This is a genomic window from Rhodococcus sp. IEGM 27, assembly GCF_033142305.1.
Lineage (GTDB): Bacteria > Actinomycetota > Actinomycetes > Mycobacteriales > Mycobacteriaceae > Rhodococcus_F > Rhodococcus_F oxybenzonivorans.
In genome coordinates, this window is record NZ_JAWLSG010000017.1 from 54295 (window position 1) to 68943 (window position 14649).

Below are 14649 nucleotides of genomic sequence, written 5' to 3' on the forward strand. Positions count from 1 at the left end.
GTGCCCTAACAGCATCGGATAGGCGGGCACTGCGGATCCGGAGCCCTGCGGGACCTGATGGAGTGGGCCGGACTGGGATGTGGCGGTCCACCCGACGAGGGGCTCGTGTTCACCCTCGGCGGGGCACTCCTTACCTCCGTTCGCCGGAACTGCGACCAGGCGTATCGAGGAGGTGATCTCGAACTCGATCTGCTCGACCGGATCGGGGCCGAGGTCGAGCTGCGGGCAACCGACGACCCCGTTGCCGGATGGAAATGGGTGACCGACGAAATCGACGCGGGCCGGCCAGTGATGGTGTGGGCGGACATCAGCGCGTTGCCATACCGTCGCGTCCGACTGCAGATGAGTCGCCACGACATCGTGATCGTCGGCTACGACGACGAGCAACGGCTGGCCTATGTCGTCGACAACGACCGCGAGCACGTTCAAACGGTGCCGTATGACGATCTCGCCCGCGCCCGCACCTCCACAGGTTTCCCGGTTCCGACCCGACACACCACCTACGTGGTCAAGTGGCCAGAATGCGTCCCGAACCTGCGTGCGATCTCCGCAAGCGCACTCACGCAAGCGGCCTTGTCACTGTCCCGCGGCAATGGGCCAAAAATATCCGACCGTTCCTCAGCCAGCGTGCAGGGGACCGGACTCGATGGGGTGCAAGTGTTCGTCGACGATCTACGGCGATGGCCCGAACATCTCCATGAGGGCGACCTTCACGAATGACTGCTCGGGCTCTCGGCGTTCATCGAGAAAGCTGGCACCGGCGGTGGATTCTTCCGCAGCCTGCAAGCCTCAGGATGCCAAATACTGGCCGACCGCCTCGGCGATCTTGGCGTCCACGCTGCGGCGGAGGCGGCGGATCTCGCATCGCGCGGGTGGAGCGGAGTGGCGACCGCAGCGTCCGACAGAAGCATGCCCGCGATCCTCCGAGCGGCTGTCGCCGCCGACCGTGCCGCATTCTTGCCGGAGATGGAGGCGAGTCTCGCAGAGTCGCTGACCGCCGCGGCCTACTCGCTGCGCGGTCCGCAGGCGCTTACCTCGTACCCGCCGCCGCCGTCGGCATGATCACTGCTCCACCCGCTCGACAGCACCAACCTGCGCTAGTGTCGTACGCCATAAATTCGTGCTTTAACTTGATATCCTGAGGTATGCCTCGAACCGGACGCCCGAAGGTGGAGTTGATGTTGACCGATAACGAACGCGAACAGCTCGTTCGATGGTCGCGGCGGGCGAAAACCCCACAATCGTTGGCACTGAGGGCGCGGATCGTGTTGGCTTGCGCAGAGCCAGGGATGACAAATAAGCAAGTTGCGGTAGATCTAGGGATATCCGCCAACACGGTCAACAAATGGCGCGGGCGCTTCGTCGACCGACGCCTCGACGGCTTGGTCGACGAACCTCGACCGGGTCGTCCGCCCTCGATCTTGCTGGACCGGGTCGAAGACGTGGTTACCGCGACACTGGAAACCTCCCCGGCCAATGCGACGCACTGGTCGCGTACCTCGATGGCCAAGCGCACCGGCCTGTCACCGTCGACGATCGGCCGGATCTGGCGCAAGTTCGAACTCAAACCGCATCTGACCGACGGTTTCAAGCTGTCCACGGATCCGCAGTTCGTGGACAAGGTCGTCGATGTCGTTGGCCTTTACCATAATCCCCCGGAGCGTGCTGTCGTCCTGTGCGTGGACGAGAAGAGCCAGATGCAGGCATTGAACCGTTCCCAGCCGGTGTTGCCGATGATGCCCGGCATGCCGGAACGGCGCAGTCATGACTACGCCCGCAGCGGCGTCACCAGTCTGTTCGCGGCGTTCAACATCGCCGACGGCACGGTGATCTCCGAGCTTCATCGACGTCACCGGGCCGTGGAGTTCAAGAAGTTCCTCACCGCGATCGACAAGGCCGTCCCCGACGAGTTGGACGTGCATCTCGTCTGCGACAACCTGGCCACCCACAAGACGCCTGCAGTGGGCGACTGGTTGGCAAAGCACCCACGTTTTCACGTCCACTTCACCCCGACCGGGTCCTCCTGGATCAATCAGGTCGAGCGATGGTTCGCATTCCTGACCGATCAACTACTCCGCCGTGGAGTACACAAAAGCGTTGTCGCACTGGAGAAAGACGTTCGCAACTGGATCAAGACCTGGAACGACGACCCGAAGCCGTTCGTCTGGCACAAGACCGCCGAGGAGATCCTCGATTCCCTCGCCAAATATATCTCACGAATTTCTGACGCGGGACACTAGCACCTATCGCTCCCAGGACATCAACTCGCTCCCAGTCCCAGGGCGTCAACCGAAAGTTGATGTGGTTGCGTCCAGCAGAGTGGTGTACGAACCGGATCCCAACCTGACCGGCGTGTCGTAGCCCTATGAAGGCGGCCATCGCGTGACTCTTCGAGAGACCGACCAAAGTCACTCGATGAAGGACCACGCGATGGCCACTGCCCACGATATCGACCTGCACCAGTTCCTGAGCGATCAGCTCGCCGACGCCAGCCCCGATCTGCTGCGGAGTTTGCTGTCCACGTTCATCGACGCGCTGATGGGCGCCGAGGCCGATACCCTGTGCGGCGCCGGCTACGGCGAACGCTCCGAGGACCGCACCAACAGCCGCAACGGGTACCGACACCGCGACTTCGACACCCGCGCCGGCACTCTGGACATCGCGATCCCGAAGCTGCGCTCCGGCTCGTACTTCCCGGACAATGAGAATGACGGGTGCGAGTTGGTTGTCCGCGTCTGACCCATTCCCTGACTGACCATTGGTGTCGTCAACTCGACCTGCGGCGGCTGCCGGAGCGCGGGCGTCTTCAGCTCCGGCAGGATCTGCTCGACCAGGTTCGGGTCGTTGCGTCGGCCACTGCGTTGCAGGAGCGCCACAACTTTGCGTCTGGTCAGGGCTCGACCCGATGCCGGGGTGGGCGCCGCGGAGAGCGCCGCGACCGCGGCGCGGTGCTTCAAATTTGGAAATGCCTGCAGTGCAGCAGGATAAAACTCCAGCAACACAGAGCGTAGTCGGCTGATGGTCTGATGCAGCGCCCAGATCGCCTCCTGGTGCTGACGGGCGAGGGCCTTGACCGCCCGGCCGTGTTCGCTGATCGCCGGCATCGGACGGTACATCGCTCGGTCGGTGCGCAGAATATTCGCCAGAATCGCGGTGTCCCCCGGATCGGACTTGCCGCCGGCCTGTCCGTGGCGTTCGCGGTAGCGGGCCACCGCGCGGGGGTTGATCGGGTATACGGTGAATCCTGCTTCCACGAGGGCCACGACGAGCAGATTATTGTAGGTTTCGATCGCGATAGGGGTGGTGCCCGGTGCACCTCCGCTCTCGGCGATTACCTCCAGCAGCGCGGTCAATCCCGCTGTGCCGGTGTCGATGCGCTTCCGGGCGACGACGGTGCCGTTCTCGTCGACGAGGGCGACATCGTGATGCACTTCGGCCCAATCGATCTCGCAGTTGATGCTCATGTACAACCCTCCTGTCCAGCGGCGTATTCTGCTGTGAGCTCGGGGGTTGTGCGGCGACCCGATGGAAAGCGCTCTTCGGCGCGGCATCTCACAAGCCGATCACGTGCCCCAGCGACTGGCAGGGTCACCGTCTACCTTCAGACCTCTCACACAGTCGGATGCCATCACAGCAGTGATCACCTTCCAGCAGCTCACTGCTCAGACTGCGCCCGGATCGGTAATATCTCAGGGACCTCCCGCCAGTCGCCTTGTGCGTGTCGGATCGTTGGTCCGACTCACCCATTACGTGATGTCGCCGACGTACGTACGTGCGGTTCGGTGCGTCGGCGGTGAAGTCCCGTTTGAGCAGGTCGGGTACCTTGTGGTCGGCGGGTTCGGGGACTGTGGTCGTGACGCGTCGTCGACGTCGGTAGCCGACAATATTGTTCTCGCGCATCACCCGGGCGACGCGCTTGTGGTTGACTTTTCGTCCGGAGGGACACCATCGTTGAGCTCGGCAGTGACCCTCGGTGCTCCGTAGGTGTTGTCCTCGGTGTGGATCACCCGAATTCGTGCGGCCAGCTGCGCGTCGGCGTCGGCGCGAGCGGCCCTGGCCGGCTCTACGGACTTCCAGCACCATGATCACCCAGGAGCGGACCGTGGGAGATCCAACGCCTCGAAAAGCTGCTCGAGGACTCGGGGCATCAAACTGTCTTCGGTCGCCACCGATATCACGGGGGTCTCCGGGCGGTTGATGCTCGAGGCGCTCATCGACGGCCGTAACGATCCGGTCCAACTTTCCCAGTTGGCCAAAGGACGACTGCGGTCGAAGATTCTGGTGTTGACCGAGGCCCTGACCGGGCACTTCACCGCCCACCACGCGTTCATGACCCGGCTGTTCCTCGACCGGATCGATGCCCACACCGCCGATATCGACAAGCTGTCGGCCCGGATCGACGAGGCTATGGCACCCTTTCGGCCGGCCCGGGACCTGCTGATCAGTATCCCGGGCTTCTCGACGACCGTCGCCGAGATAGTCATCGCCGAGACCGGCGGTGACATGCGTGTGTTCCCCACCGCCGGGCATCTGGCCTCGTGGGCGGGCACCGCGCCGGGGTGCAGCGAGTCGGCCGGTCGGGTGGAATCCACGAAGACCCGGCCCGGAAACCGGTATCTCAAGGGCGCCCTCTCCCGCCGCCGCCCTCGCCGTCTCCCGCTCCAAAGGAACCTATTTCTCGGCGAAGTTCCGGCGCATCGCCGCGCGCCGCCCTCGGCTACCGCGTCACCGTCGCGCCAGCTGCCTAACCGAATCCAACACCGCCACAATGAAACCCGGATCCGCAAGCTACGCCGGGTCGCCGACGTACGCCCGTGGTCAGGGGGACTTTCGGGTCAGAGGAGCAAGACAACTCCCGCTTGCTCGAAGTTGTCGTGGGCTATCTGCGGCTGAGCCGGATTGGTAGTCCGTCGACGGGAACGGGCAAGGAAGTGTTGTCCCAGCGGACGGTGTAGTCGTCAGGAACAGTCCAGGTGTAGACGCGCAGCATCTCGTGCAGGATCGCTTTGACCTCGAGTGTGCCGAAGTGAAGTCCGATGCATTTGTGCACGCCGCCACCGAAGGGAATCCAGGCGAAGCGGTGCGACTGGTCTTCTTGACGGTCGGGGGCGAAGCGATTCGGGTCGAAGGTGTCGGGATTGGTCCAGCAGTCCTCGACGAAGTGATTTACCGCGGGTGCGACAGCGACGAGGGTGTCGGCAGGGATGTAGTGGCCGAGGACGTCGGTGTCGGCGACGGTCTTGCGCATCACGATCGGTACGGGTGCGACCAGTCGCAGCGTCTCCTTGATGATCAGGTCGAGGGTTTGGAGTCCTTCCAGGGCGTCGATGTCGGGTAGATCGTCGCCGAGGGCGTCTGATTCGTCGCGGGCCTGTTGCTGCCAGGCGGGGTTCTTGGCGAGGTAGTAGGCGCACGCGGCCGTGGTGATCGTTGATGTGTCGTGGGCGGCCATCATCAGGAAGATCATGTGGCTGATGACGTCGTCGTCGGTGAAGCGTTCGCCGTCGGCGGTGGTGGCGTGACAGAGTCCGGCGAACAGATCGTTGCCGTCGCCGGACCGCGTTTCTGGAAGGTGTCGTGCGAAGTAGTCCTCGAGCACTCGCCGTCCCTTGACGCCGGCGCGCCACCGTGTGGCGGGCAACGGTGCCCGCACGATTGAACTCGCGGCACGCACGGTGGCGACGAAGGCCTGGTTGATCGCTGCGGCGTCCTCTCCGCCGCCGCACCCGCCCATGAACACTTCGGTGGCGATGTCGAGCGTGAGGTTCTTCAAACGTGGATAGATGCGTAGCGTGCTGTCGGTCGGCCAGGTCGGCACGTTCTCCCGCACGCAGGGGCCTACCTGGTTGGCGTAGCCGGCGAGCCGGTCGCGGGTGAAGGCCTCCTGCATGATGCGCCGGTGCATGCGGTGCTCATCAAAGCTCATCAGCATCAGGCCGCGATGGAAGAACTTGTCGATGAGATAAGTCCAGCCGTCTTGGGAGAAGGCCTTGTCCTTGTTGGTGAGCACGTGTTGGGTAGCGTCCGGCCCGGAGACGATGACCATTCGGGTGCCGAAGGCTCCCATCCAACAAACCGGTCCGAACTGGTTGTACCGGTCGCGGGTGAAATCCGAGCCGAAGCGGATGTAGTCCAGAGTGTGCCCGAGCATCGGCAGTCCGCGGTCGCCTTCGACCGGCTTGAGTCCGCTGCCCGACGGTGGCTCAGCGAGGTGGCGGGTCGGCCATTTGTGGCTGAAGCTGCGCAGTGCGTTCTCGATCCGTCGTGGCGCGGGGAGCATCACGACGGATGACACGCGTTCGCGCGCCTTGTCCAGCGGAGCGTGAATCAGATTGACCATGGGGTACCGTCCTTGACGTCTGTCGCCTAGTTGTCTAGGGCTTTGCGGGCGCGGTCTCGGTGGGTTGCCGCCGGTTCACCGCTCCGACCTCGGGTGGGCGTGCAATCTGTTCGGCCCGCGTTCATACCACCAGTGGGACGTTGCAGGCGCTGATGACGCCGACTACCGGAAAAGGCCGGTAGCTGATCGACAGCAGCTTGGTCGCGGTGAGCAGTGTTTGCGTGTGGGGATTGCTCTTCGGCGAGGAATTTCGCGGAAGTCGCAGACCAGGGGACTTCGATCGAAGCCTCTTGCCGGGTTCGCCTGTTTCGGACTGTAGCAAGGTGTTCTTCGACAGGCCAGCAAACAGTCTCGGAAACGTAGTATCCAGGTGACCCGCGATCCAAGGCCGTCGCAGTCCCATCTTGGCTGCCCATCCCGAAGCGCTGTCACCTCGTACGTGACAGACGCGCGCGGTTCGGGACGGTGCCGACGTACGCGCCGAAGACCGGGCCGTACACCGCCAGGGTGCCGCCGTGCTCATGTGTTTCCCACGTCGTGGTGCGTCCAGCGTCGGAGGGTGGCCGTTTCGCCAGCTTCGTGTCGAGGGCGGCGTATCGGAGTTACGGGGCGCAGGCGCGCGGCGGACAAGGCTGAGGTCATCGATACTCCCTGCGATGTGGGGTCTAACACACGTCTGGCCAGTCTCGACAGAATAGTGATCTTTGTCAATATTGCGACATTTTCTCATGTTTGTCGGAGGAGGAACTGCTAGATGTCAGTCGGCGCCGTGCAAGAGGACCGGAACACGATCAGGAGCAGGGCAACGCGCCCAAGCGGCAGCAGTAGGCTCGAGTCGGACCGATCTCCTCGACACGCCTCAAAGTAGGAATTATCTTGGGCAAGTGGAATATTCGCAGCAGATCCGAGAAGATTGTCGTGCTGGGCGAGCTGTTCGTGGCCGTCGGCGAGCGCGAATGCGGCGGCGAAATCCTCGGGGTCGCACCCGGTAGACCGAACTCGAGGGGGTGTACGAGTCCGCAGGGCAGGGTCGACGAACCGGGGCTCCCGGATTCGGGCGGGGCGTCGGGCGATTCCCCTTCTCGGTGGTATCGACGGCTTCAGTGACGGGGCTGGATCTGGCGAGAAGCGCCGCCGCAAGTTCATAGGCGGCTGCTCCGGCTGGATTGTGAAGGCTCCGCGGACGAGGTCGGTGTCGACGGAAGCGTGAGTGCTTTCGTTGCCGGGCTTGGACGCAGTGTAGGCACCTACGCGGTGTGGCACCTATCAGTCGCATGTGTCCAGCCGTGGCAAGTGGGGAATGTTGAGCAGATAACCCCTGCGAAGCAGATGGGGCAGGACGGCACGGTCGGGGCGCCAGGCGCCCAAGTTGACTTCTCCCGCTGCAGCTGCGACGCCAGATCAAAGATCCCTGGATGCGCCCCAACTCACCCCTCGCTTCACGGCGGGATGCAAACGACTGCTCGTCACCAACGACTACTACCCAGCGTTGAGTCGGGAGAACTGCACCCTTATTACCTGGTCCATCGCGTGAAACGAACGAGTTGCGTGCGGACGCGAGCAAGATACTCCGCAACGTCAAGGCCGAGGAACCTGTGTCCGGAGGGCATCCGCACCGCCGACGGGCTCGAGCATCACGTGGACGCGATCGTGTTTGCCACGGGCTTCGATGTGGCGAAGTCCGGCACACCCCTTTTCGATTGTCGGGATCGACGGTCGATCCCTCGACGAGGAGTGGTCGTCCGGTGCCTACGCGTACAAGAGCGTCAATGTCGCCGGCTATCCGAACCTCTTCTTCACTTTCGGCCCGAATTCCGGGCCCGGGCAAAACTCGGCGCTGATGTACATGGAGGCACAGATCGACTACGCCGTGCAGGCGATCCGGGCCATGAGACGCTGGAATCTCAAGTACCTCGATGTACGTGAGAACGCGCAACGCAGCTTCAACGATGCCCTGCAGAAACGGTTGGCGAAAACGACCGGGAACTCAGAGTGCCGAACCTGGTATCTGACCGAGGACGGCTTCAACGCCACCATGTACCCCAGGTTCGCCACCCAATACGTCAAACAAATGGCGGACGTGCGGTTTCAGGACTACCACGCCGTCGCCCGGTAGGCGGCCGTGAGGCCAAGGGGCGATCCAGGAGGAATGCGCGCCCGAACTTTCCTAAGCCTGGGTTTACCCAGCTCGGACATGTGTGCCATCTGCCCGTCGATCATCGACGAACACAGTTCGATGATTGCGCATGGTAGTTGGTGGGTAGATCGAGACCGGCGGGGAATCGTTGACCTCTGAAACATGTCGGGCAACAACAAATCAGTGTGTGATCGAGGTTTGCGTCTGTGCGGTGGCGCGGGCGGCGAGGAAGTCGTCGACGAGTTGTTGCCGTTCGATGGGTCCGGTCGGCGGGAGTGCTGCGAGTCGGGTGAAGATGATGGGTCCGACGAGTTGGGTCAGGGCCAGGGTGGTGTCGAAGTGGCCGAGCTCTTGCTGGGCTTCGGGGCTGCCCAGGATCTCGTCGAACGGTTCGCGGTATTGGGTGACCACCCGCGTGCGGAGGGAACTGACCGGGTTCCTGTCATCTTCGGGATGCGATGTCGTCCCGACGGTGTCGGGTTGGGTGGAACCGAGGGCGAGCCAGCCGAGCATTGTCAGTTGGGCGGGGGCTTCCTCGATGAGCTTGGCCTGACGGTCCAGCAGCTCGATCAACTGTTCACGGATCGTTCCGGACGCCGGCGGTGCGGTGACCGGGGGCAGCAGTCGCTCGAACGCCGCGGCCAGGAGCTGGGTGCTGTCGGTGAAGTGCCGGTAGAGGGTGGTCCGCGCAACCTTGGACACCTTGGTGACCGCGTCGATCGTGACGGCCTCGATGCCGCCGGTCGAGAGCAGGGACGTCGCCGCGTCGAGCAGTCGTGCGCGTGAACGGGCCCGCCGGGGATCCACGAGCCGGTCCTCGTCGTCGACCAGGTTTTCGATGATCATCTTCTCGCCCACCTCGTCATTGTGCCGCTCGAATCAGTCGCGGGCACTATCCACTCACCCCACATTGTGCTACTGATAGTAGCGAACCGATACCTACCGTATCGTTATGTGGAGGTGGGCGTATGGCTTCGGGTGATCGGGTGCTGCTGTCGCGGGCGCAGAAGTGGACGTTGGTGGTCTCGTGCCTGTCGGTGGCGTTGGTGGTCGCGTCGATGGCGGCCCTGTACACCGCGCTTCCGGACATTGCGGTGGCCACCGGGGCGACGCAAACCCAGCTCACCTGGGTGGTCGATGGGTACACGTTGGCGTTGGGGTGTCTGGTGTTGCCCGCCGGGGCGCTGGGTGACCGTTACGGCCGGCGGGCGGTGCTGATCGTGGGGTTGGCACTGTTTTCACTGGCCTCGGCGGTGCCACTGTTGGTATCGACCCCGTGGTGGTTGATCGCGGCGCGGGCCGCGGCCGGGGTGGGGGCGGCGTTCGTGATGCCGTCCACGCTGTCGATCCTGACCGCGGGCTTCCCCGAGCAGCAGCGGGGGCGGGCGGTCGGGATCTGGGCGGGGGTCGCCGGGTCCGGGGGTCTGCTGGGGATTCTGGGGTCCGGGGTGCTGCTCGCTTACTGGTCGTGGCAGTCGATCTTCGTCGGCCTGACCGGGGTGGGGGTGTTTCTGCTGTTGTGTGCCTTCACCATTCCCGAATCCCGCCAGGAGAATCCGCCGCTGATGGATGTGATCGGATCGGTCGCGGTGGTGTTCGCGATCGGACTGGTGGTGCTGGCCATCATCGAGGTGCCGGCACGTGGCTGGTCGGATCCCGCGGTGGTCGCCGGATTCGGGCTGGGTGTGGTGGCCACGGCGGTGTTCGTGGTGTGGGAGTTGCGGGTGGATCATCCGCTGCTCGATGTGCGGTTCTTCGCCCGCCGGGGCTTCGGGAGCGGATCGTTCTCCATCACGATTCAGTTCCTGGTGACGTTCGGCGTCTTCCTGGTCCTCGTCCAATACCTGCAGTTGATCTTCGGATACAGCCCGCTGGGTTCGGCGCTGGCGTTGGCGCCGATGATGGTGCCGTTGGTGCTCCTGTCGGCGATCGCACCGTGGATGGCGGCCCGGCTGGGGTTGCGGTTGATGACGGTGACCGGTTTGCTCGCCATCGCCGCGGGGTTCTACTTCATCAGCCGGCTGGATCTGGACTCCACCTACGTCGACGTGTTGTGGCCGACGCTGATGATGAGCGCGGGTCTGGGCCTTACCGCGGCACCGGCGACGGCGGCCATCGTCGCGGACACCCCGGTCGAAAAACACGGGGTCGCCGCGGCGGTCAACGACGCCACCCGCGAGATCGGTGCGGCGATCGGCATCGCGGTCGCCGGCAGTGTCCTGGCCGCCGGGTACAGCCACAACATCGCCCCGGCGATCGAGCGGCTCCCTCCGGAGGCGCGGGGCCCGGTCACCGACTCACTCGCCGGTGCCCTCGAGGTCGCCGACCGGGCCGGACCGGTCGGCCGGCAACTCGCCGACTTCGCCAAGTCCGCGTTTCTGCACGGCACCGAGCAGTCCGCGATCGTCCTCGCACTCATCGCGTCGGCGGGTGCCGCGATTCTGCTGTTCTGGGCGCCCGGCCGCGCTCCCCGCACCCCGGACACGGGCGCATCGGGGAACCCGGCTGAACCGGCCCAGCGCAGTCGATCCCGCGCCCGCCGCTAGCTACTTCGACCTGAAAAAGTCGGGTGTGACGGTGCGTGATCGGCCAGTCCTGGAACGCGAGAATGGCCTCAACCCCTTGGGCTAGACACCCCAGGGCTGTAGTCGTCAAGCGGCTTGGGCGGTGCGTCGATGGTCCCAGGCAATGTGCTCGTCGTAGTGGGTGTGGTGGCGGAGGCAGCCGTGGAGGATGCCGACGAGGCGGTTGCCGAGGGCGCGGAGGGCTTGGTGGTGCAGGTCGCCGGCGTCGCGGCGGTGGTCGTAGAAGTCGCGGGCGCCGGGACTGGACGACAATGCGCAGAACGCCCATTGGTCGATGGCGTCGTAGAGGCGCCGGTTGCGGACGTGGCGGGCGAGTACCGCGCGTTTCTTGCCGGACGCGATCGTTAGCGGGGAGGTGCCGGCGTAGTTTCTGCGAGACTTGGTGGTGGTGTAGCGGTCGGGGTCGTCCCCGAACTCACCGAGCACCCGGGCGCCGAGTACGACACCAAGTCCTGGCAGGGAGCGGTAGATGTCGGCGTCCGGGTGTGACTCAAAATGTGTTGCCAGTTCGGCCTCGAGTTCGGTGATTTGCCGGTTCAGCTCGGTGATGAGGCCGACCGCGGCGCTGGTGGTGGCGGCGAACGCGGCTGCAACCGGCGCCGGTGCGGTGAGGTGCTCGGCCCGCAACCCGTTCTGGATGTCGTGGGCTCGGGTGTCGAGGTTGCGTTGCCGGCCAGCCCTCGACGAGATTCCCGGCGTCGGGCGTGGCGCCGCGCAGATCATCCTCGCCGAGGTCGGGCCGGACATGACAGTGTTTCCCACGGCCGCGCACCTGGTGTCGTGGGAGAAACTGTGCCCGCGCACCATCCAGTCCGGGCCGATCCAGCGCGGCGGTCGAACCGGCAAGGGCAACCCCTATCTCAAGGGAGTGCTCGGCGAGGCCGCCGCCGCAGCCGCCAAGACGAACACCTTCCTCGGCGAACGCTACCGGCGAATCGTCAAACGTCGCGGCAAGCTCAAAGCCCTCGTCGCCGTCGCCCGCTCCATCCTCGTTGTGGTCTGGCATCTGCTGATCGACGCAAACGTCCGGTTCCACGACCTCGGCGCCGACTACCACACCCGCCACATCGACACCGAACGCAAGCTTCGCAACCACATCGCCCAGCTCGCCGCCCTCGGCTACCGGGTCACCGTGGCGCCCGCTGCCTAACCCAAACATCTACCTTCACAAACTGATCCGGCTCCGCAAGCTACGCCGGATGCTATTGCCTGCCACTCACCTTCAGCATTTTCCGGTCAGAAGGGATCGAGGCCATCGTGTTCCGTACCGTAGGCGATCAACCGTCCTTGTTCGAGTCGGTGCTGCCGCAGGAGTTGCTCCGGCTCCCTGACGAGCTGGCTCCTAAGCACCTACTGACCTACCAGGAGTTCACCCATTCCTCACCAGTCACACGCCGATCCCCCGAGTTTTCAGATGCGCTCTCACGCTGAGCTGGGCGGACAGGTAGAACACCCGCAACAGTCGGCGATCGTAGCGCCGTGGTCGTCGGTGGTTGCCGCTGATGCGGCCCGAATCCCGCGGCACCAGGGGTGGCGGGGGCAACGTTGTGGCATGGGATGACCTCGCCACCGATCCCACCCGGGTGGAGATGGTTGTCGACGACCGGGACACCGTGGTGTACCCACGAGCCATCTCTCCGTGTATGTAGCGGCGTTGAGTACCCAAAACGGATCGAGGTAGTCACCGCGCTGGCCAAGTGACCGCCACTGGCAAGATCCGCAAATTCGATCTGCGTCAACAACATCGCGATGGTTGAGCGCACAAGGCGGTGTCGGTGAGATCGCGAGTTTGTCGCTATCCGCGTCGCCGGGTGAGCTGCATTTCATGTCCTTGATTGTCCCCCGGGAGGCGATTGGGCGTTTCGGGCGCAGAGAGGACCACTGCCGGGAGTGGCACTGCGCGCAACGAGTGTGTTTGGTGTGACCCGTGTCGCCGATGGCGAGGTCTACGAGTGCGCGTGCGGCGTTGAGCACGCTGAGGTGGTGACGGTGGGCCATGCGCAGCAAGTCTCGTCGAATGCGGCGGTGTCGCTGCAGCCGCGTAACGCGATCACAATGCCTTTCGCGGTCGACAATAGTTGCCGGCCATCCATCCGACGCTTGTCCGTGGCATCTGCGGGCTCCAGCGTCGGGGTGTCACCGGTATCGGGTACTTCGGTCATCTCCCACGCCTCTGTTGATGCTGTGGTTTGCTGCGGCCACGCCGGTAGAGCGACACGTGTGCGCGGTGTGGGGAGTCGCTGCGTGGCTTCCCCGCGGCGCCCTGAGTGCTCCGCTCGTGAGGAGCGAGGGAGCGACCCGCAGGGCCCCCGCGCCCGCGTATTCGGTATGCCGAGGCGGGCAAGCTCCGTGGAGGCGGGCAAGCTCCGTGTACAAGTGCCGGACACCTGCACCGGGACGCAGGTGCGGCGGCCGGGGGTGCCTGTGCCGACACCGGGGCGTCGACGACTGGTTTCGGTGTGCCCCGGTCTCAGGTCCGGCGCCGAGGTGCCGACACCGAACTCTGGGAGCATCGGCGAGTGATCTGGGTGGCCCGTTGGTCGGGGCCGGTAGTCGTCGCGGTGGTGGGTCGGGGCGGGTAGCCGCTGGCGCTCGAGCCGGCGCGTTTCATCGGCCAGGACCACCCCCCAGGTGAGATACGGGCCGAAGAGGGCGACCGGAAGGCCGATCAAGGACAGGACCACAAGGTGTTCCATCGCGCGCTCCGTAGCGGTGGCTGAATTCTAGCTGAGCCGATCCCTCACGTTGGCATCGCTTACGGTAACGAAATCGTCTTGCGACTGAGTTGCGTGCATGTGAACTGTCGAACACTCCGATGTATCCACCCGATGTCGAAGCCGACCGGCCGCGCGGTCTGGCACCACGCGGCCAAGAACGAGCAGAGGGGTGTGGAACCGCCGAGGGGCGAAACCACGGTCACCCGCGGCATTTCATGCACGACGCTTCTTTGTCGTTGCTGCAGTCCGAAGCGACCGGTCAATGTCGTGCTCTGCTCGCTCGGAGGTTGGTATCCACATTCCGGGGATGATCCACGATGCTGTCGGCGTGTATACCCTGCCTTCGGACGGCACGAGAGTTGATGCTTGCCCATCGGATTGTCGCTGAGCGGTGGGTGAGGCGTAGACAATGTGGGGTAGATGTGCGGGTCCGGATCGGACCCGAGGTCTGAGATCGCCGTTTCGGCGATCAACAGCTCCGCGAGCGGGACGTTCCGAGAACGCTGGTCCTCAGGGCGGTCACTGTGCGATGCTCCGCAGGTACGCCGCGCTTGCCATCACATCCGAGACTGGATCCTCGGCTTCTGATTCACCCGTCACGATGGTGCCCCATTCTAGCATCAACCACCCGGCCGAAAACCCTGGTCGCCCAGGTGCTCGACGTCAGCGTCGCCGAGCGGGGGTACGCGCCCTGGGCGGCGGCGTAGGCCGCGCGGGTGTCGGTGAATGTCGGGTACGGGTCGTGGTCAGCGCGTCGTGCAGCAGCACGCGGGGTGAACGCGCCGACCGCCTTCAGGTCGTAGGAGGTGAGGGTGCCCGCCAACCGTCGGGGTCTGCCGGAAGGTACCCGCCCGGGCTGATCTGGTCGAT

General features: G+C 64.6%; 7 protein-coding genes and 7 pseudogenes. 7 read left to right on the forward strand and 7 right to left on the reverse strand.

The window, feature by feature from the left end:
* Positions 1 to 18 precede the first annotated feature (18 nt).
* From R4P95_RS31170 to R4P95_RS31180, 3 genes and pseudogenes are all read left to right on the forward strand, one after another.
* Positions 19 to 1062 (forward strand): annotated as a pseudogene (locus R4P95_RS31170) (BtrH N-terminal domain-containing protein).
* A gap of 83 nt (positions 1063 to 1145) precedes the next feature.
* On the forward strand, positions 1146 to 2240 hold the full coding sequence (locus R4P95_RS31175; RefSeq protein WP_317747675.1) for an IS630 family transposase: 1095 nt from the start codon (positions 1146 to 1148) through the stop codon (positions 2238 to 2240).
* A gap of 190 nt (positions 2241 to 2430) precedes the next feature.
* Positions 2431 to 2700, forward strand: a pseudogene (locus R4P95_RS31180) (transposase); the annotation flags it as partial.
* Between the two features lie 293 nt (positions 2701 to 2993).
* Here R4P95_RS31180 and R4P95_RS31185 read toward each other — a convergent pair.
* Together R4P95_RS31185 and R4P95_RS33715 are read right to left on the reverse strand one after the other, a co-directional pair.
* Positions 2994 to 3551, reverse strand: a pseudogene (locus R4P95_RS31185) (IS110 family transposase); the annotation flags it as partial.
* Positions 3552 to 3765: 214 nt separating this feature from the next.
* Positions 3766 to 4067: pseudogene (locus R4P95_RS33715) on the reverse strand (IS3 family transposase); the annotation flags it as partial.
* Between R4P95_RS33715 and R4P95_RS31190 the strand changes: the two are divergent.
* A pseudogene (locus R4P95_RS31190) lies at positions 4013 to 4711 on the forward strand (transposase); the annotation flags it as partial. The pseudogenes R4P95_RS33715 and R4P95_RS31190 overlap by 55 nt on opposite strands.
* Before the next feature lie 168 nt (positions 4712 to 4879).
* Here the strand turns inward: R4P95_RS31190 and R4P95_RS31195 are convergent.
* Complete coding sequence (locus R4P95_RS31195; protein ID WP_317747674.1) at positions 4880 to 6340, reverse strand: cytochrome P450; 1461 nt, start codon at positions 6338 to 6340, stop codon at positions 4880 to 4882.
* A 1388-nt stretch (positions 6341 to 7728) separates the two neighbouring features.
* On the opposite strand from R4P95_RS31195, the pseudogene R4P95_RS31200 reads away from it, so the two are divergent.
* Positions 7729 to 8456: pseudogene (locus R4P95_RS31200) on the forward strand (4-hydroxyacetophenone monooxygenase); the annotation flags it as partial.
* 201 nt (positions 8457 to 8657) lie between these two features.
* Here R4P95_RS31200 and R4P95_RS31205 read toward each other — a convergent pair.
* Complete coding sequence (locus R4P95_RS31205) at positions 8658 to 9323, reverse strand: helix-turn-helix domain-containing protein (protein WP_317747712.1); 666 nt, start codon at positions 9321 to 9323, stop codon at positions 8658 to 8660.
* Between the two features lie 122 nt (positions 9324 to 9445).
* Between R4P95_RS31205 and R4P95_RS31210 the strand changes: the two genes are divergently transcribed.
* Positions 9446 to 11023: an MFS transporter gene (locus R4P95_RS31210; RefSeq protein WP_317747673.1), complete on the forward strand. Its 1578-nt coding sequence runs from the start codon at positions 9446 to 9448 to the stop codon at positions 11021 to 11023.
* 105 nt (positions 11024 to 11128) lie between these two features.
* Here the strand turns inward: R4P95_RS31210 and R4P95_RS31215 are convergent.
* Positions 11129 to 11740, reverse strand: a pseudogene (locus R4P95_RS31215) (transposase); the annotation flags it as partial.
* On the opposite strand from R4P95_RS31215, the gene R4P95_RS31220 reads away from it, so the two are divergent.
* Entirely contained in the window at positions 11700 to 12212 is a 513-nt protein-coding gene (locus tag R4P95_RS31220) for a transposase (protein WP_317747672.1), read from the forward strand. The pseudogene R4P95_RS31215 and the gene R4P95_RS31220 overlap by 41 nt on opposite strands.
* A 796-nt stretch (positions 12213 to 13008) precedes the next feature.
* Here the strand turns inward: R4P95_RS31220 and R4P95_RS31225 are convergent.
* Both R4P95_RS31225 and R4P95_RS31230 read right to left on the reverse strand, forming a co-directional pair.
* The gene (locus tag R4P95_RS31225; RefSeq protein ID WP_317747671.1) at positions 13009 to 13224 is read right to left on the reverse strand and encodes an ANTAR domain-containing protein; all 216 of its coding nucleotides are present in this window, start codon (positions 13222 to 13224) and stop codon (positions 13009 to 13011) included.
* 1144 nt (positions 13225 to 14368) lie between these two features.
* On the reverse strand, positions 14369 to 14602 hold the full coding sequence (locus R4P95_RS31230) for a hypothetical protein (protein WP_317747670.1): 234 nt from the start codon (positions 14600 to 14602) through the stop codon (positions 14369 to 14371).
* Positions 14603 to 14649: the final 47 nt, after the last annotated feature.

Excerpts from the sequence above, each read along its gene's own strand:
- R4P95_RS31205 (WP_317747712.1), bottom strand. The coding sequence starts at position 9,323 with ATGATCATCGAAAACCTGGTCGACGACGAGGACCGGCTCGTGGATCCC.
- R4P95_RS31175 (WP_317747675.1), top strand. The coding sequence starts at position 1,146 with ATGCCTCGAACCGGACGCCCGAAGGTGGAGTTGATGTTGACCGATAAC.
- R4P95_RS31225 (WP_317747671.1), bottom strand. The coding sequence starts at position 13,224 with ATGACCGAAGTACCCGATACCGGTGACACCCCGACGCTGGAGCCCGCA.
- R4P95_RS31220 (WP_317747672.1), top strand. The coding sequence starts at position 11,700 with ATGTCGTGGGCTCGGGTGTCGAGGTTGCGTTGCCGGCCAGCCCTCGAC.
- R4P95_RS31195 (WP_317747674.1), bottom strand. The coding sequence starts at position 6,340 with ATGGTCAATCTGATTCACGCTCCGCTGGACAAGGCGCGCGAACGCGTG.
- R4P95_RS31210 (WP_317747673.1), top strand. The coding sequence starts at position 9,446 with ATGGCTTCGGGTGATCGGGTGCTGCTGTCGCGGGCGCAGAAGTGGACG.